The organism is Agromyces hippuratus (assembly GCF_013410355.1).
In the GTDB taxonomy this organism is placed as follows: Bacteria; Actinomycetota; Actinomycetes; order Actinomycetales; family Microbacteriaceae; genus Agromyces; species Agromyces hippuratus.
In genome coordinates this window covers 582,901-599,490 of the sequence record NZ_JACCFI010000001.1, presented here as the reverse complement: position 1 = coordinate 599,490, position 16,590 = coordinate 582,901, and the positions used below count along the sequence as shown (strand labels likewise).

Below are 16,590 nucleotides of genomic sequence, written 5' to 3'. Positions count from 1 at the left end.
GACCCGAGCACCCCTTCGCCCGGGTTCTCGCGCGCAGAGAGGCAGTCGATGCTCCTTCCGTTCCTCATCGTCGGAGGCATCGGCCTCGTACTCCTCGTCATCTCACTCGTGCTCGGCGACATCTTCGACCACCTCGAGATCGGCGACGGCGCCCTCTCCGGCACGGCACTCGCCGTCGGCATGGTCGTCTTCGGCGCATCGGGCGCCCTCGTCGCCAGCATGGGACTCGAGATCGTCTGGGTGTACGTGCTCTCGATCGTGCTCGCCGCAGTTGCCTACCTGCTCTGCGTGCTCGCGATCCGCAACCTCACCCGGAGCTCCGACGGGGTGCCCGCCTCGGCCGTAGGGCTTTCGGGCGTCGCACGCTCGGACGTCACGACGGCAGGCGGCGAGGTGAGCCTCGACGGCCCCGGTGAGCTCGAGCGCCGCCTGGCGTACTCCGACGAGCCGATCGCGGAGGGCGCTCGAGTGCGCGTCGTCGAGCACGCCGGCAGCCGCGTGAAGGTCGTCGCGGGCTGACCACGCCCCTCCGCTCGCACTTCCCGCTCAACCCCCGAAAGTCCCCTGCACCACCCTTCCTGCGTCTCCTCCCGAAAGGAAACCCGATGCTCTCCCCCCTGCTGATCCAAGTCATCTCGGTGATCGCGATCGTCATCGCGCTGCTCGCACTGCTGACGTTCATCGCCCGCCGAATCCGCCGCGTGCCGCCGAACGAGGCGCTCGTCATCGTCGGTCGCGGCGCCGGCCGCGCCGCCCCCGAGCAGTCGTCGGCGCAGCGCGTGGTCATCGGCGGCCGCACCTTCATCTGGCCGATCCTGCAGCAGGGCTTCGCGATCTCGCTCGAGCAGCGCCAGATCGGCATCACCGTCGAGGGCGTCGACAAGAACCGCATCAAGATCGCCATCAAGGCGTCGATCAACTTCAAGGTCAGCGGCACCGAAGACGGCGTCCGCCGTGCGGCCCAGCGATTCCTCTCGCAGCAGAGCCTGCTCACCGAGATCATCAAGGAATCGCTCGAGGGCTCGCTTCGCTCGATCGTCGGCGACATGACGATCGAGCAGATCATCTCCGATCGCAAGAGCCTCTCCGACCGCGTCGTCGCCGAGACCAAGACCGACCTCGTCGAACAGGGCCTGCAGGTCGACCTGCTGAACATCTCGGACATCTCGACGCCCGGCAGCGAGTACCTCGCGAACCTCGGTCGCGCCGAGGCCGCCCGCGCACGTCAGGTCGCCGAGGTGAGCGAAGCCGAAGCCGCCCGGGTGAGCGAGTTCGCGCGCATCGAGGCCGCCGAGCAGGTCGCCGAGCGGCAGAAGGCGTTGAGCCTGAAGCAGGCCACGATCAAGGCCGAGACCGATCGGGCCAACGCCGAGGCCGAGGCATCCGGTCAGCTCGCGAAGGCCGAGCAGGACAAACTGGTCGCCGTGCAGGAGCGCGATGCGCTCTCGGAGCAGGCGCTCGTGACGCAGGAGCGCCTCGACATCGAGATCCGCAAGCCCGCCGAGGCCGAGGCCTACGCCGAGGTGCAGCGCGCCACCGCCATCCGCGACGCCGCGAACGCGAGCACCGAGGCCGAGGCGTACAAGCGCACCAAGATCGCCGAGGCCAACAAGGTCGCGGCGGTGCAGGACGCCGAGGCATCCGCCACGTCGGTGCGCTTCGCCGGTGAGGCCGAGCGCGACCGTCAGGTCGCACTCGCCGCCGGTATCCGTGCCGACGGCGAGGCCCGCGCCGCCGCCATCCAGGCTGAAGGTCTCGCCGAGGCCGCCGCCACCGATGCCAAGGCCATGGCGCTGAAGAAGTACGGTGAGGCGGCCCTCGCACAGGAGATCATCTCGCGCCTGCCCGAGATCGTACGTGCCGCGGCGGAGCCGATCTCGAACATCAAGACGCTGACCGTCGTCTCGACCGACGGCGCGAGCGCCGTCACGAAGACCGTCGGCCAGGTGCTCGGCGAAGGCACCGAAGTCGTGAAGTCGCTGACCGGGCTCGACGTCGGGTCGATCCTCGCCGGACTCGCGGGCGGCCAGCTCGTGAAGGCGGCCGACACCAAGGCGGAGTGACGCGCCGCCCCCTTGGTCGACTTCGACCCTCACCACTGCCAAGGTGAGAGGACGTTCGATCAAGGGGGAACATGTCAGAGCACGCGCGTCCAGGACTCACCGCTGCCCAGATGGCGGAAGCCGTGGCCTCGGTGAGCACACCCGACACCGTCCCGTCGCCGTTCGGCGATCTGCACTTCTTCGATGGAGTGCCGGTGCCCGAGACCGTCGAGACCGCGTACAACGCGCTCGACCTCATCCGAGCCGTCGATGTGTTCCTGAACGCCGTTCCCGGCGCGTCGCTCGTGGCGTTCCGCGCGGGCCTCCGCAGCGCCGGCGTGACCTCGGCCCGGCAGATCGGCATCACCGAGCCCCGGGCGACCTCGAAGGCACTGTTCCTGACGCCCAACACCGAGACGACCTACGGCGTGACCATGCTCGACCTGAAGGCGTGGGGGCCGACGGTCATCGAGGCCCCACCGCAATCGCTGTGCGTCGTCGACGACTTCTGGTTCCGGTACGTCGCCGACATGGGCATCGCAGGGCCCGACCACGGCGCCGGCGGCAAGTACCTCTTCCTGCCGCCGGGCTACGACGGCGAGGTGCCCGACGGCTACTTCGTCTACCGCACACCCACGTACACGAACTTCGTCGTGCTGCGCGCGCTCGGCGGCGTGCCCGCGATGAAGCAGACGCGCATCTATCCGCTCGCCGACGCGGCGAACCCCGCAGAGAACGAGTTCGTCACTCTCTCGGAGACCCCGTTCAATACCGTGCACGCGAACGACTACTCGTTCTACGAAGAGGTCGCCGAGCTGGTTCAGGAGGAGCCGGCAGACGCTCTCGACGCGGAACGGGCAGGTCAGCTCGCCGCGATCGGCATCGTGAGCGGTCAGCCCTTCGCGCCCGATGCGCGACTGCGCGCCATCCTCGAGCTGGCGGCGCCGATCGCCGCCGGCCTCGCCCGAACGGTCAGCTACGCACCGCGCGACCCCGAGGCGGTGCTCTACGGGTCATGGCGCAACGCCTTCGTCGGCGGCGACTACGAATTCCTTCGTGACGGTGCTCGGCTTCTCGATGCCCGCACGCAGTTCCATTACCTCGCGACGGTCATCACCCCGGCGATGGCGCACGCGCAGGTCGGTGCCGGGTCGGCGTACGCCTACACTGTGCACGACTCCGAAGGACAGCTCCTCGACGGCGCGCGCAGCTATCGTCTGCACGTCGACGCCAATCCCCCGGCGAAGAACTTCTGGGCCGTCGACCTGTACGACACGCAGACGCGGTCGCTCCTCGTCATCCCCTCGACGCCGTACCCGGCTCTCGCTAGCAACGACGGCAAGCTCCAGTCCAATGACGACGGCTCGTTCGACCTCTACTTCGGCCCGACCGCTCCGGAAGGCAAGGAGTCGAACTGGGTCGAGACGCTGCCCGGCAAGTCCTGGTTCCCGGTGCTGCGAGTCTACGGTCCGCTCGAGCCCTGGTTCGATCAGACCTGGCGCCTCAACGAGTTCGAGCCGATCGGCTGAGCCCGGCCGAGACGTTCGAGCTGCACGTCGAGTCGTCACCAGGGGCCCACGCCCGTTAGCGTTGTACGGGTGCACACGCCTGTCAATTCCGTCGTCGTCGGCCCACTCGGCCACCTGAGTCTCAATCGTCCGGAGTCGATCAACGCGATCGACCTCGAGATGATGCGCGCCATGACCGAAGCGCTCGACGCGTGGGCGGAGGATCCCGCCGTCTCGGCGATCCTGCTGGACGGCGTCGGCGACTACGGGTTCTGCGCGGGTGGCGACTTCCGCGAGATCCTGGCTCGTGCGGCCGAGGGCATGACGATCGGTGCGGTCTTCTTCCGCGATGAGTACCGTCTGATCGCGAAGCTCGCCGAGTACCCCAAACCGATCGTGTCGATCATGCACGGCATGACGATGGGCGGCGGCATCTCGCTTGCCGGCCATGCCTCCACACGAGTGGTGACGGATCGGGTGAAGCTCGGGCACCCCGAGACCGGATACGGCTTCGTCCCCGACGGGGGTGCGACGTGGCGGCTCGCGCGCACCCCGGGCGAGATCGGAACGTACCTCGCCTTGAACTCGGTCGACCTGACCGCAGCGGACGCGATCGCCCTCGGCTTCGCCGATGTGATGGTGCCGACGGAGCGGGTCGGCGAGTTGACCGCGGCGCTCGAGGACGACGGTGACACGAGCGCGCCCCGTGAGAAGGTTCAGCGATTCGCGGCCGATCCCGGAATCTCGACGGTGCTCACCCGTCGCGACTGGATCGACGCCTGTTATGCCGCGGACTCGGTCGATGCGATCCTCGAGCGCCTCTGGGCGTTCTCGAACGACGAGGTGGTCGCCGGGCTGCGCGCCGCCGATTCGAGCGACCCCGAGGCTGCCGCGAACGCGGCCGAGGCCGCAGACACGCTCCTCCGACTCTCGCCGACAGCACTTGCCGCGACCCTTCGCTCCGTGCGCGCCGCGCGAGACGGTGAATCGTTGCGTGAGGCGCTCGAGCGCGAGCTGCGGCTGGCACGCTGGTTCACGACGCAGCCCGACATGTTCACCGGGGTGCAAGCACTGGTGGCGCAGAACACCGAGTCGCTCCATCAGGACGCCGTGCCCGACTGGCTGCCCGCGGATCTCGCGGCGGTCGACATCGCCGGCATCGTCGGCGCCATGGAGACCCAGCTCCGCCACAGCGTGTTCCCTCGCGGCCTCGGCATCCCCGAGGAGGAGCCGGCTTAGGCGGCATCGACCGCGACGCTTAGTCCCCTCGTGACGGCAGGGCGGCGGTCTCGGGGCCGAGCTCGTCGAATCGGGCCCGCAAGTACTTCGGAGCCTGCACTCTCCACGCCTCGGTCACCAGCTCTGCGAGGTGCTGCTCGTCGATCCCCGCCATGCGGAACGCCACCTTCGGCTCGCCCCACCTCGTGGTGGTGCGCAGGAACACACCGGGTGCCATCTCGACGAGCGCGAGTGCATCGACTGGGTCGGCGACCTTCACGCCGACGACGAGTTCTGCCGCGATGATCGTACGCATGTCTTCAGGGATGCTCGGCCAGGGGTGGCACTCCCAGGCGTAGAGCTTGCCGCGCACGAACCAGGCGGCGCCGCCCGTCGTCGCTCGCTCTTCGCTCCCGGGCAGCCCGACGGCGGTGCGACGGAGATCATCGAGGTTGGCCACGGCGCAAGCCTACGACGCACCACCGACCGGAAGCGCCTTCACGGGGCTCACGCGCCCGGCGCCGGCGCCGGGCCGAAGAAGTCCGGCTGGGCGACCTACGACCAGTTCCACGTCGCGAGCACGGACTCGGACAGCTCGTCGCGGTCGGGCTGCGACACGGTCGGGCTGAACGAGAACGTGACGACGTAGGTCTGGCCGTCTTGGGTCACGTAGTACTGCTCGATCAGATAGTCGGCTCCGTTCGACGAGAGACCGGCCGAGATGTGCGCGGACTCCGACTCCGCAACCACGATGCGGTCTCGGACCGTCACCTCGGTGGCACCTGCCCCCTCGAGTTCGCCGACACCCATCGACTCGACCTGGTCGGGCGCGAGCTCACCCGCAGGCGAGAGGAAGACATTCACGTTGTCTGCGAAGCCGTCGGAGTCCGTCAGGTCGGCGACGATGACGTCGGCACCGGGCAGCGAGAAGTCGGCCGGCACTTCCCAGCCCTCGGGTGCGGTGAACTCGTAGCCGGTCCCCTCGACCGTGATCCCCGTGGCGGGTGCTGCAGCCGGCGTCGGCGCTGCACTCGCGGACGGAGAATCGCTCCCCGCGTTGCTCGAGCAACCTGCGAGGGCGAGTGCGGCCGCAACGGCCAGAGCGACGGGCTTGAGGATTCGAGGCATCCCGAAAGCATATTGCGACGTGAGGTGCCCTCTGTGGACGGAACGATAACGATCGGATAGCGCATCGGTCCGCAGCCGATGCGTCCTCGACGGCCATCCCGACGGCCGCCTGGGCAGTCAGCCACGAGCTGGGTGACGCCGCCGCTCGGAGTCGGTACGTCGTTCTGTCCTCGCGGCCGAATCCCGGTGTCGCCGGTGCGTGCGATGATCCGCGGTACGACCGGTTCGGAGGACGAGATGCGGGGCGAGGCGACCGTGCTGCACGCGGATCTCGATGCGTTCTACGCCTCCGTCGAGCAGCGCGACGCGCCCGAGCTTCGCGGGCGACCCGTCATCGTCGGCGGCGGTGTCGTGCTGGCGGCGAGTTACGAGGCGAAGGCCCGCGGGGTGCGCACCGCGATGGGTGGCCGACAGGCACGCGACCTGTGCCCCGATGCCGTTGTCGTCCGCCCGCGGATGGACGCATACTCGGCAGCCAGTCGAGCCGTGTTCGCGATCTTCCGCGACACGACACCGGTTGTGGAAGGGCTCTCCATCGACGAGGCGTTCCTGGAGGTCGGCGGTCTGCGGCGCATCGCGGGCACGCCCGAGCAGGTCGCGGTGCGATTGCGCGAGCGGGTTCGCGGAGAGGTCGGGCTGGCCATCTCGGTCGGGATCGCACGGACGAAGTTCCTCGCGAAGGTCGCGAGCGCGGTCAGCAAGCCCGACGGGCTGCTGGTCGTCGAGCCCGAACGGGAGCAGGCGTTCCTGCTGCCGCTGCCGGTGGAACGGTTGTGGGGAGTCGGTGCCGTGACCGCCGAGAAGCTGCACCGACTCGGCATCGTCACGGTGGGCCAACTGGCCGAGCTCGAAGCCGCGACCGCGGAGCGGCTGCTCGGCAAGGCGACGGGCGCGCATCTGCACGCGCTGGCCCGACTCCGGGATCCGCGCCCGGTCGACACCACGCGCCGCCGCGGCTCCATCGGCTCCCAGCGCGCACTCGGCAACCGCCCGCGCTCCGCTGACGAACTCGACCTCATCCTCACCCAGATCGTCGATCGACTCGCCCGCCGTCTTCGCGGCGGCGACCGATCATGCCGCACGGTCGTGCTGCGTCTTCGCTACGGCGACTTCGCGAAGGCCACCCGATCGCGCACCATCCACTCCGCGACCGACCGCACCGCAGTGCTGCTCTCCGTGGCACGAGAGCTGCTCGCCGGCTCGCAGCCCGAGATCGCCGAGCGCGGCATCACGTTGATCGGCGTCTCGCTGTCGCAACTGGCGCGCGCCGACAGCCTCCAGCCGGAGCTGCCGATCGACTGGGACGACGGGATGAAGCTCGACACCGTGCTCGACGCGGTACGCGATCGCTTCGGCGCGGCGTCGGTCGCGCGAGCTGCGCAGCTCGGTCGCGACCCCGGGTGGTCGCCCCCGATGCTGCCCGAATACGAGTGAGCACGATGGCCGATGCCGCGTCATCGCGGGGCCGATCACGCCGATCTGGAGCGACCTGCGCGAACCGCCTCAGCGAAGCGAGATGACTGCTGCACCGACGACGGGACTTGGATGTGGTCGTCGCAGAGTTCGGCCTCGATCCGCACCCACGAAGCGAACCGTGTCCGATACGGCAGCACTGAGCAGGGCGACGAGATGGTCATCGGGATCTGCGACGCACGCCCGCGCGATCCCATCGACGGCGCTGGTGGCGAGAGCGGAGCACTGGCGCACAGTCATGCCGGGGCGGGAAGGACCGACTTCCTCCATGAATCTCTCAGCCCAGGCATCGGCGGCGGGAGTGGCGCGCAGGGCGGCCTGGCCCAGTGCGCGCAGCTCCGGGGCGGGATCGTCCCGATCCGCGAGCACCCTGAGGGCGACTCGCAGCCCCACCGCCAGCGAACGCTGACGCTCTTCGGCGGCGATGGGCAAGGCGGCGCCGGCAGCTCGTACGGCGAGCAGCACGTCGAGAAGCGGGTCATCGCTCGTCAGGCCGATGACCGTCGGGATGAGCGGCGTGAGCCGGGCGCGGCCGGCTTCGCTCGTCCGGTCGTTCACCATCCGTGCGAGCAGCGCGAGGGTGCGGTGCGTGCATGCGGGATGGTCGCTCCAACGCTCCCCCGCGAGGTACGACGCGAACTCCATGAAGCAGGCCCCACGCCGTGGGGAGAAGTGCCGGCCCGGGGACAGGATCGGCATGACGTCAGGTCGAGGCATCCAGTCGCGCATGAGACCCCCTCTCGCTCCTTCTACTGTGCGCCCGCTGCGGCCAGGATTCAAGTACCTCGGCCGGCGCGCGGGCTCAGGACCCCGGGCTCGCGCGGCGTTCGAGAGCTTCGAGGACGGTCTTGGCCACATCGATGTCGTACAGCCTCTCGACGCTCTGGAACCCGCCGGGACTCTCCGCGTTGATCTCCACCACATGGCCGCCGATCACGTCGATGCCCACCAGAAACATGCCGTCGGCGACGAGCTTGGCACCCATCGCCTCGACGATGCCGAACTCGGCCTCACCGAGTTCGAGAGGCACAGATCGGCCGCCGGTGCTGATGTTGGCGCGGGGGTCGTTGCCGGTGGGCACGCGTCGGAAGGCGGCCGGCCTGCCGTCGCGCTCGAGAATGCGGCCCTCCAGTAGGAAGATCCGGGCATCGCCGTCGTCGGCTCCGTCGATGAACTCCTGGATGATGGCGTAGCCGTCCTGCAGCACCGCCTCCGTCATCTGCGCGAGGTTGGTCTCTCCCGGGCCCTCGATCATGAAGACGTTGCGGCCCTTGGCCCCGTAGAGCGGTTTGACGACGCAGTGACCGACTTCGTCGACGAACCGCTTGATCGCCTCCGGATCTCGTGTCACCAGCGACCGTGGACGGACCGTCTCGGGGAACTCCTCCAGGTAGAGCTTGCTGGTCGCTCGATGGAGGGTGTTCGGGTCGTTCACCACGGTCACACCTCGGTCCGCGAGCATCTGTCCGAACACGACGCCCATCGGGCTGGCCCACGGGCGCTCCTGCAGGTCGTCGATCGATTCATTGCGCAGGACGAGCGCATCCAGGTCGTCCATGATGATCCGCTCGGTGTCGCGCGCCTTGATCCTCTCCATGAAACGGTCGAGGGTGTCGTCGCTCTCCCACCTCGCGGCGCGAGCCGTGGCCGCGAACTGCCCGTCGCTGCTGCCGTGTTCGAGATCCCCGACGCCGACGTACCACGTCTCGTGCCCGCCCCGGGCTGCGGCCCTGGCGAGTCGAGTGGTCGTGTACTCGGCCATCTCGGTGTCGACGTCGTTGACGAGGAATGCGAGCTTCATGCCGCCACGTCTCCCTCGTAGAGGTCGGTGACCGTCGCGCCCGCGCGCAGCCTCTCCAGGCGCTCGTGCGCGCCCGGCACGTCCAGCCAGCGTGGCCGAACCCATGGTGCGTGAAGCACCTCGCGGTCGAGCAGGTCCTGCACCAGGGGGATGTGGTCCAACGCGAGCTTGCCGACGAGCAGAACGTCGAGGCGGCTGCCCTCGGCGAGGGCGTCGAGGATGCGCGTGATCCCCCGCAGGTAGATCGCATCCTTCACCGATCCGCCCCCGACGACGACCCGGATGGCGATGGACCAGGCGGTCCGCGCCGGTATGCGATGGTCGGCGCGCAGCGACTCGAAGATGTCCAGGAAGCCGGCGCCGTCGAGCATCTTGCCGACCGCGACCACTCGCGCCGCGAGCACGCGCAGCCGCCGCGGATCCAACCCGCCGGTCAGGTACTCGGCGAGCACGGCGAGCCCCTCCTGGGTCTCGTCGTAGCCGGGCAGGCCGATGGTCAGCATCGTCAGTGGCTGCCGGGCACCGTTCTGATAGGTGACCACGTGGGTGCCGACCTCGTGGTGCAGCAGCGGCTCGACCCGGTCGGCCCGGAAGGCGGCGGACTCCGGAATGAGCAGGCGGCCGAACGACACCATCAGCTCGGAGACGTCATCCCGCACCTCGACGCTGACCGGGAAGTCCGGATACACGGCACGGTAGCGCTCGAACTCCACCCGAGCCGCATCGGCGAACGCCCCGGCCGTGATGGTCTGGGTACTGGGCGCCTGCGGGGGGATGGTCTCGAGCAACTCCTCCGCCGCCGTGGCCAGCGGAGGAGCCACCGTGCCGTAGAGCTGGAGTGACCCGTAGAGGAACCGTGACGTGTCGCGGTCCTCCAACGCGGTGATCTGCCGGGCGATCTCATCCCTCTTCGCCCGGAAGAGCGTGTGCAGCGCCGGGTCGTCCACGTCCTCGACCTCGAGGTCGTACAGGTCGCGCTGCAGCAGGTCCGGGTCGAAGTCCAACGGCCGCAGCCGCAACGTGGGGGCCGTGCCGAAGTCGCTGCGTTCGAAGTCCGCCCACGCCTCCGCCGCGTTGAGTGGGGTGACGTTGACGAGCAGGTTCACGCGACGCTCGATCTCGGTGAGCCGTGCGTCGATGTCGAGTGCCGGCGCCAGCCGCTCGGTCGGTGATGGCGTCTCGCGAACATGCTCGTCCTCGGGAGTGCCAGGATCGCCAGGGCGAGCGTCACTCATCGTCGTCCCCGGGGCTCTGGGTCCCACCCGACGCAGTATCGATCCCGACGGTCTCGTCTTCGATCTGGGTCTCCGCAGGAAGGGTGACGTCGTGGCTCGACCCGCGACGGTCATCGCTCTTCCCACCTGAGTCGTCAGCCGTCCGCGACGGGGTGATCTCCGGATCGGACATGGTGGCTCCGTTCACTCGATGATCAGACCGTATGCGTGCCGCCGTCGCGGCGTCGAGGCCTTGCATGCTGGCACGGAGTGCACTATGCGTAGGTGAACGATGTCGAAGTACTCACGACGCCAGTAGCGGGGGTACGTCGCAGCGATGTGAGATCAGCTGGACCCGGCTAGATTGCCGTAGTGGGTCCGAGTTCAGTTGACGAACTCACGGATGGGCCGAACAAGAACTCCCACTCACTGGTTACTCGGCCAGCGCGTAGCTCGAAGATCTCGACGGACACCGCGCCTTGATCATCAATGAGTTCGACGAGCACCCGCCCATCGTCGGATAGTCTGAACCGCTCGGCTCGCGCCTCGCGCTAACGAGAATCGGACACCGAGGGATACGTGACGAATCGCAATAGGCCCCGGGTGAGAAGCCGGAAGCCAGAAGCAGATTCCGAGGTTCCGCGCCCGTGATCAGGATGCCGTTATGTCAGCCTCGGCGAGGCGAGAGCCGCAACCCGAGAGGAGGACCCCTGGAGGAGCCGTGCGCTGTGGCTGGTACCCGGAGCGTTTGTAGCTGTGGGAGCTCTCACCAGCTGGAGCTGTGGTCATCGACGATTACCTTCGCGTGGACGTCCCGATTGGGATCGAGTATGAGGCAGCCCAGTGTGCTGGCGGGCGTCAATCCTTACTCACGACATGAATGCCCTACCGACGAGAAGGGGCTGGTATGCGCGGCCTTCCTCGAACGGGCGAACGCTGTCGTCACCGCGCACGGCATCACCCGCGTGCGGTTCCACACCGGCACTGCGCCTGTACCCCGAGCTGCACTACTGGTCAGAACGGTGTCCCGAGGCTTCCCCGCGGCAGCCAGGTGACCTTCCAGCCGTCCTCAGTCACGCCACGCTCCAGCTCAACCACGTCGGCGAACCAGAAGTCTGCAATCGTCTCCAGAGATCCAGGCTGACCATTGCAGATGAGCGCAATGATCGACCCGCTCTCGTCCTCCTCGGCGACCAAGAATTTGCCGGCATGGGGGCCGGCTGTGAACTGCGCGTCTCTTCGGATCATCGCCCTCACCCTGGTGAAACCATATTTGTAGGGCGGACGGGACTTGAACCCGTGACCGATGGATTATGAGTCCACTGCTCTGACCAGCTGAGCTACCGCCCCGCGCACCGGCTCACTCTGGAGTGGCGGCCGGTGCGACGTCGGTGACCGGATCGGTCACCGGCTTCCCACGATACAGACTCTCGAACGTCGAGATCGTGCGCTGGATGTCGTGTGCGGCGATGAGCCGGATCGAGCCCTCTTTCAGCGTGCGATACTCGGCCGGCGACGCCTCGAGCACGACTCGGAGCTTCGCGGCGAGGTCTTCGGCGTTGCTGGGCTCGAAGAGGTAGCCGTTCTCGCCGTCGTGCACGAGATGCGGAAGCGCCATCGCGTTCGCCGCGACGACGGGCAGCGCCGAGGCCATGGCCTCCATGGTGACGATGCTCTGCAGCTCGGCGATCGAGGGCATCGCGAGCACCGATGCGCGGTGGTAGGCCTCGCGGAGCTGGTCGTCGGTCACGTAGCCGGTGAACGTGACCCGGTCGGCGATGCCGAGTTCGACCGCAAGGTGCTCGAGGTGCTTCTTCTGGTCGCCGCCGCCGACGATCTCGACCTTGGCGTCGAGCTCCTTCGGCAGCAGGGTGAGCGCTCGCAGCAGCACGTCGATCTGCTTCTCGCCGGTGACCCGGCCGACGAAGAGGATGCGGTTCTCGGTGCGCGGCTCCCAGCTCGGCGAGTACTTGTGCGCGTCGATGCCGCACGAGATCGCGTGCACGCCGACGAGGCCGGTGTGCTTCTCGAGGAACTGGGCCGCCTTGCGGGTCGGCGTCGTCACGGCCTCGGCGCGGCCGAAGGTGCGACGTGCCGCCTTCCAGGCGAGACCGACGGCCCACTCCTGCCACGCCGCGGGCAGCAGCGTGAACTCGAGCATGTTCTCGGGCATGAAGTGATTGGTGCCGACGATGCGGATGCCGCGCTTCTGCGCTTCGATCGAGAGGCCGCGGCCGGTGATGATGTGCGACTGGAAGTGGACGACGTCGGGCTTGACCTGGTCGATGACCCTCGCGCTGTTCTGCCGGATGCGCCACGGCAGCGCGAATCGCAGCCAGTCGTGCGGATACCAGCGCCAGCTGAGCAGGCGGTGCGCGGTGATCTCCTGACCCTCGTGCACCTCTTTCCAAGTGCCGTGCTTGCGGTTGCCCGCGGGGGCCATGACGTGCACGTCGTGGCCGCGTTCGGCGAGGCCTGCTGCGAGGCGCTCGGCGAAGCGCGCGGCGCCGTTGACGTCGGGGGCGAAGGTGTCGGCGCCGATCAGAACCGTGAGCGGTCGCTCGATATCGGCTCCGGCGGTGCCGGGGGTACTCGCACCGGGGGTGTCTGACACGTGGGGTTGTTCCTCACCATTTCAAGGGATCGAGGGCGATCGGCCATCGTCGGGGCATCGGGGCGCTGCGATAGGCGGCTCGACGCGCGGAATGAATCCGACGATAGTCTACGCAGCGCACAGGATGCTCCCCAGCGCTGGCATGTCGTCGGAGCCGGTTCCGCTCAGCTCACAGGCGCGTCTGGGGGTGATTGCGTGCGAGCTGGAAGACGCCCCAGACCGCGATGACCCCGGCCACGATGAACACGCCGATCGCCCAGAGCGGCGCCTGCGACGCCTCGCCGAGCACCGCGATGCCGATCGCGACGGCGACCATCGGGTCGACGACCGTGAGTCCGGCGATGACCAGGTCGGGCGGACCAGAGGCGTAGGCGTTCTGCACGAAGTACGCGCCGAGGGCGGCGGCGCCGAGCAGTCCGATCAGGCAGAGGGCGGTGAGCCACTCGAACTCGCCCTGTTCCACGCGGCCGATGACGACCTTGGCGAGCGTGGCGACGAAGCCGTAGAGCACGCCCGCCATGATGACGTAGTAGATCGCGCGGATGTGCTGGCGGAACAGCGCGAACGTGACGCCGGCAGCGGCGAGCACGACGGCGAGGATGATCAGGATCGTGATCAGTTGCCGCTCGGTGACCGGCTTGTCGACGGCCGTGAACGCGGCGACGCCGACGAAGAGGAACACGCCGCCCACGCACATCACGATCGCCGTGATCGACTTGCGATTCAGCTTCACGTGATTGATGCGCGAGTTGAGGATCGAGGTGATGACGAGGGCGATGGCGCCGAGCGGCTGCACCACGATGAGCGGGGCGAAGTAGAGGCTCGACAGCTGGAAGACGATCGCCAGCCCGAGCATGACCGTGCCGAGCACCCATGAGGGCCGGGCGAGCAGCAGCGCGAGCTGCTTGAAGTTCAGCCCCTTGCCGAAGCTGTCGACGGTGCGCGACTCGACCTTGACCACTCCGCGGTGCTGGAACTGCGCACCGAGGGAGAGGAACACCGCGCCGACGAGGGCGAGCGGGATCCCGATGAACTGGGTGGGGTCGAGTGCGATCTGCTCGGTGAGGTCGCTCAGGTCCGGTTCCACGCATCGACCCTACCCGTTCCGTGCCGGATATCCTTGCCGAATGGCCGTGCTCCCCATTCGAATCACCGGTGACCCGGTGCTGCATTCCCCCGCTCTCCCGATCGAGGAGATCGACGACGAGATCCGCACCCTCGTCGACGACATGTTCGAGACGATGGACGCGGCGCCTGGTGTCGGCCTCGCAGGCCCGCAGGTCGGCGTGGGGCTGCGCCTCTTCACGTACGGCTGGGTCGACGAAGACGGCACGCGCTGGCGCGGCGTCGCGATCAACCCCGAACTCTGGATCTCGCCGCCGCCGGCCGGCGAGCCCGACATCGACGAGGAGGAGGGCTGCCTCTCCTTCCCGGGTGAGCGATTCGGGCTGCGCCGCGCCGAGCGCGCGATCCTCCGCGCGACCGACATCGACGGCAAGCGGTTCGAGATCGAGGCCGAGGGATGGCTCGCGCGCATCTTCCAGCACGAGTACGACCACCTCGACGGCACGCTCTACACCGACCGCCTCGGTGAGCGCGACCAGCGCATCGTCGCGAAGATCACCCGCAAGCTCGGCTGGGGCAAGCCCGGCCAGCAGTGGATGCCCGGCGTCGACGACCTCGAGGCCTGAGCACCGCCAGAACTGCGGATGCCGCGTGGCGCGGGATCATCCGAGTGCGCGGATGCCGGCCGCCACGAGTGCGGCGACCGCCACGACCACGATGAACGGCACCCTCAGCGCGTAGAGCGCCGCGGCGACGATCAGCGCTGGGACCCGCGCGTCGACCACGATCTCCTGGCCGACACCGAGGGTCTGCACCGCGATGAGCGCGGCGAGCAGTGCGACGGTCAGGAGGTCGGCGATGCGGGCCGGGCGCTCGCGCTCGAGGAAACCGGCCGGCACGAGGTGCCCGACGAGTTTGAGCGCGAGCGTGGCCGCACTCGCGATGAGGATGATGTGCCAGGTGGTCACGACGCCCGCCGCCGATCGAAGAGGTTGAACCAGCCGACGACGATCGCGACGACCGCTGCCACCAGCACGGGAAGTCCGGGCATGAGCACCGGCGTGGTGAGGGTGGCGACGACCGCCGCCGCCACTGCCACGGCCCCTGCCTGGAATCGCTTGAGGCGCGGCCACAGCAGTCCGAGGAAGGCCGCGGCGGCCGCGGCATCCAGTCCCCATGCCCGGGTGTCGCCGATCGCGTCGCCGATGAGTGCGCCGACGAGCGTCGTGAGGTTCCAGCCGACGAAGATCGTGATGCCGGTCACCCAGAAGCCGACGCGTGCGGCGCGATCGCTCGGTTGCGCGAGTGCGACAGCCGTCGACTCGTCGATCGTGACCCACGCTGCCGCGACGCGGCGCCAGATGCTGCCGCGCCCGGTGGACGGGTCGATCTCGTCGACGATCGGCTTCATGCGCATGCCGTAGACGACGTTGCGGATGCCGAGCATCGCAGCGGTGGCGATCGCCGAGCCGCCCGCGGCGACTCCCCCGCTCGCGAGCACGCCCACGAGGGCGAACTGCGACCCGCCCGTGAACATCACGAGGCTGAGGAAGCACGTCTGCCAGATGTCGAGGCCCGCGGCCACCGCGAGGGCACCGAAGGAGATGCCGTAGATCGCGGTCGCGAGCCCGACGGCGAGGCTGTCGCGGATCGCCGTCGAACGCTCGACCGCAGCGCCGTCGCCGTCGCCGGCGGCAGACGCGTCGGCAGCGGTGCGCTCGTCCACAGACCCTCCTGTTCCGACCATCAGAATATCCGGATGCTTCGGCCCTGAACTCCGCTCGACGGGCCCGCGCTAGCGTTGGCGGGTGCTCACCTTCGTACTGTCCGACCCGACCACCGAGTCCTCCCGAAGCATTCTCCGCCGCTATTACGACGACATCATCGGCCGCTACAACGGGCGCCCCGCGACGACCGCCGAGGTCGACGAGACGCTGATCGACGAACCGAGCGACGACCTGCAGGGCGAAACGGGCGCGTTCATCGTCGCGCGCGAGAGCGAGCGGGTCCTCGGTTGCGCCGGGGTGCGCTACATCGAGGCCGAGATCGGCGAACTCACTCGCGTCTTCATCACGCCCGAGGCGCGCGGCCGCGGACTCGGGGCAGCGCTGATCGGCGAGATCGAGCGCATTGCGGAAGAGCACGGGGTACGACGCATGCGACTCGATGTGCGCGGCGACCTGGTCGAGGCGCAGCGCCTGTATCGGCGCGCCGGCTACCGCGAGGTGCCGGCGTTCAGCGATGCGCCCTACGCCGACCACTGGATGGCGAAGGATCTCATCGCCCGCGACTGAATCGCCCGCGAACACGACGCGATTCGACCAGCGCAGACGAGAACGGCCCGGCCTCCGAAGAGACCGGGCCGCGAATGCTCCCCCACTTGGACTCGAACCAAGAACCTACCGGTTAACAGCCGATTGCTCTGCCAATTGAGCTATGGAGGATCGCTTGTTCAGCGATGGATACTCTAGCAAAAGGTTCGCCCGACTCCCAATCCGAGGCCCCCTCGACAATGCCGAGCCCGACC

General features: G+C 68.5%; 17 protein-coding genes and 2 tRNA genes. 7 read left to right on the top strand and 12 right to left on the bottom strand.

The window, feature by feature from the left end; genetic code table 11:
- The first annotated feature begins 48 nt into the window (after positions 1-48).
- From BJY17_RS02850 to BJY17_RS02835, 4 genes are all read left to right on the top strand, one after another.
- Positions 49-519: an NfeD family protein gene (locus tag BJY17_RS02850; protein ID WP_179550042.1), complete on the top strand. Its 471-nt coding sequence runs from the start codon at positions 49-51 to the stop codon at positions 517-519.
- A gap of 86 nt (positions 520-605) precedes the next feature.
- Entirely contained in the window at positions 606-2,063 is a 1,458-nt protein-coding gene (locus BJY17_RS02845; protein ID WP_179550041.1) for a flotillin family protein, read from the top strand.
- A gap of 71 nt (positions 2,064-2,134) precedes the next feature.
- Positions 2,135-3,571, top strand: coding sequence for a DUF1254 domain-containing protein (locus BJY17_RS02840; protein ID WP_179550040.1), 1,437 nt, complete (start codon positions 2,135-2,137; stop codon positions 3,569-3,571).
- Between the two features lie 69 nt (positions 3,572-3,640).
- Entirely contained in the window at positions 3,641-4,789 is a 1,149-nt protein-coding gene (locus BJY17_RS02835; protein ID WP_179550039.1) for an enoyl-CoA hydratase/isomerase family protein, read from the top strand.
- A gap of 19 nt (positions 4,790-4,808) precedes the next feature.
- Here the strand turns inward: BJY17_RS02835 and BJY17_RS02830 are convergent, their stop codons facing one another.
- Together BJY17_RS02830 and BJY17_RS02825 are read right to left on the bottom strand one after the other, a co-directional pair.
- On the bottom strand, positions 4,809-5,228 hold the full coding sequence (locus BJY17_RS02830) for an MmcQ/YjbR family DNA-binding protein (RefSeq protein WP_179550038.1): 420 nt from the start codon (positions 5,226-5,228) through the stop codon (positions 4,809-4,811).
- Positions 5,229-5,323: 95 nt separating this feature from the next.
- Positions 5,324-5,896, bottom strand: a complete 573-nt coding sequence (locus tag BJY17_RS02825; RefSeq protein ID WP_179550037.1) for a hypothetical protein — start codon at positions 5,894-5,896, stop codon at positions 5,324-5,326.
- A 237-nt stretch (positions 5,897-6,133) separates the two neighbouring features.
- On the opposite strand from BJY17_RS02825, the gene dinB reads away from it, so the two are divergent.
- A complete protein-coding gene (gene dinB, locus BJY17_RS02820; RefSeq protein ID WP_179552681.1) occupies positions 6,134-7,330 on the top strand; it encodes a DNA polymerase IV in 1,197 nt (398 codons plus the stop codon).
- Between the two features lie 69 nt (positions 7,331-7,399).
- Here the strand turns inward: dinB and BJY17_RS02815 are convergent, their stop codons facing one another.
- The 7 genes from BJY17_RS02815 to BJY17_RS02785 form a co-directional block, all read right to left on the bottom strand.
- Positions 7,400-8,098, bottom strand: a complete 699-nt coding sequence (locus BJY17_RS02815; RefSeq protein WP_179550036.1) for a hypothetical protein — start codon at positions 8,096-8,098, stop codon at positions 7,400-7,402.
- 73 nt (positions 8,099-8,171) lie between these two features.
- Positions 8,172-9,131 (bottom strand): ATP-grasp domain-containing protein, encoded by a 960-nt coding sequence (locus tag BJY17_RS02810; RefSeq protein WP_246303636.1) that lies wholly within the window; start codon positions 9,129-9,131, stop codon positions 8,172-8,174.
- 35 nt (positions 9,132-9,166) lie between these two features.
- On the bottom strand, positions 9,167-10,276 hold the full coding sequence (locus tag BJY17_RS02805) for a flavohemoglobin expression-modulating QEGLA motif protein (RefSeq protein WP_322789726.1): 1,110 nt from the start codon (positions 10,274-10,276) through the stop codon (positions 9,167-9,169).
- Between the two features lie 1,122 nt (positions 10,277-11,398).
- Entirely contained in the window at positions 11,399-11,632 is a 234-nt protein-coding gene (locus tag BJY17_RS02800) for a hypothetical protein (protein ID WP_179550035.1), read from the bottom strand.
- Between the two features lie 28 nt (positions 11,633-11,660).
- Positions 11,661-11,734: transfer RNA gene (locus tag BJY17_RS02795), tRNA-Ile, on the bottom strand.
- A gap of 10 nt (positions 11,735-11,744) precedes the next feature.
- On the bottom strand, positions 11,745-12,998 hold the full coding sequence (locus BJY17_RS02790) for a glycosyltransferase (RefSeq protein WP_322789725.1): 1,254 nt from the start codon (positions 12,996-12,998) through the stop codon (positions 11,745-11,747).
- 169 nt (positions 12,999-13,167) lie between these two features.
- Positions 13,168-14,085, bottom strand: a complete 918-nt coding sequence (locus tag BJY17_RS02785; RefSeq protein WP_179550034.1) for a DMT family transporter — start codon at positions 14,083-14,085, stop codon at positions 13,168-13,170.
- A gap of 40 nt (positions 14,086-14,125) precedes the next feature.
- On the opposite strand from BJY17_RS02785, the gene def reads away from it, so the two are divergent.
- On the top strand, positions 14,126-14,689 hold the full coding sequence (def, locus tag BJY17_RS02780) for a peptide deformylase (protein WP_179550033.1): 564 nt from the start codon (positions 14,126-14,128) through the stop codon (positions 14,687-14,689).
- Between the two features lie 36 nt (positions 14,690-14,725).
- Here def and BJY17_RS02775 read toward each other — a convergent pair whose 3' ends face one another.
- A complete protein-coding gene (locus BJY17_RS02775; RefSeq protein WP_074259180.1) occupies positions 14,726-15,031 on the bottom strand; it encodes an AzlD domain-containing protein in 306 nt (101 codons plus the stop codon).
- A complete protein-coding gene (locus BJY17_RS02770; RefSeq protein WP_376866129.1) occupies positions 15,028-15,789 on the bottom strand; it encodes an AzlC family ABC transporter permease in 762 nt (253 codons plus the stop codon). The genes BJY17_RS02775 and BJY17_RS02770 overlap by 4 nt, the downstream gene beginning before the upstream one ends.
- 82 nt (positions 15,790-15,871) lie before the next feature.
- On the opposite strand from BJY17_RS02770, the gene BJY17_RS02765 reads away from it, so the two are divergent.
- Positions 15,872-16,357 (top strand): GNAT family N-acetyltransferase, encoded by a 486-nt coding sequence (locus BJY17_RS02765; RefSeq protein ID WP_179550031.1) that lies wholly within the window; start codon positions 15,872-15,874, stop codon positions 16,355-16,357.
- A 77-nt stretch (positions 16,358-16,434) separates the two neighbouring features.
- On the opposite strand, the gene BJY17_RS02760 is transcribed toward BJY17_RS02765, so the two are convergent.
- Positions 16,435-16,507: transfer RNA gene (locus tag BJY17_RS02760), tRNA-Asn, on the bottom strand.
- Between the last annotated feature and the right edge of the window lie 83 nt (positions 16,508-16,590).

Coding starts and splice junctions, on each gene's coding strand:
- BJY17_RS02850 (WP_179550042.1), top strand. CDS start 49: ATGCTCCTTCCGTTCCTCATCGTCGGAGGCATCGGCCTCGTACTCCTC.
- BJY17_RS02845 (WP_179550041.1), top strand. CDS start 606: ATGCTCTCCCCCCTGCTGATCCAAGTCATCTCGGTGATCGCGATCGTC.
- BJY17_RS02840 (WP_179550040.1), top strand. CDS start 2,135: ATGTCAGAGCACGCGCGTCCAGGACTCACCGCTGCCCAGATGGCGGAA.
- BJY17_RS02825 (WP_179550037.1), bottom strand. CDS start 5,896: ATGCCTCGAATCCTCAAGCCCGTCGCTCTGGCCGTTGCGGCCGCACTC.
- dinB (WP_179552681.1), top strand. CDS start 6,134: ATGCGGGGCGAGGCGACCGTGCTGCACGCGGATCTCGATGCGTTCTAC.
- BJY17_RS02815 (WP_179550036.1), bottom strand. CDS start 8,098: ATGCGCGACTGGATGCCTCGACCTGACGTCATGCCGATCCTGTCCCCG.
- BJY17_RS02810 (WP_246303636.1), bottom strand. CDS start 9,131: ATGGCCGAGTACACGACCACTCGACTCGCCAGGGCCGCAGCCCGGGGC.
- BJY17_RS02800 (WP_179550035.1), bottom strand. CDS start 11,632: ATGATCCGAAGAGACGCGCAGTTCACAGCCGGCCCCCATGCCGGCAAA.
- def (WP_179550033.1), top strand. CDS start 14,126: ATGGCCGTGCTCCCCATTCGAATCACCGGTGACCCGGTGCTGCATTCC.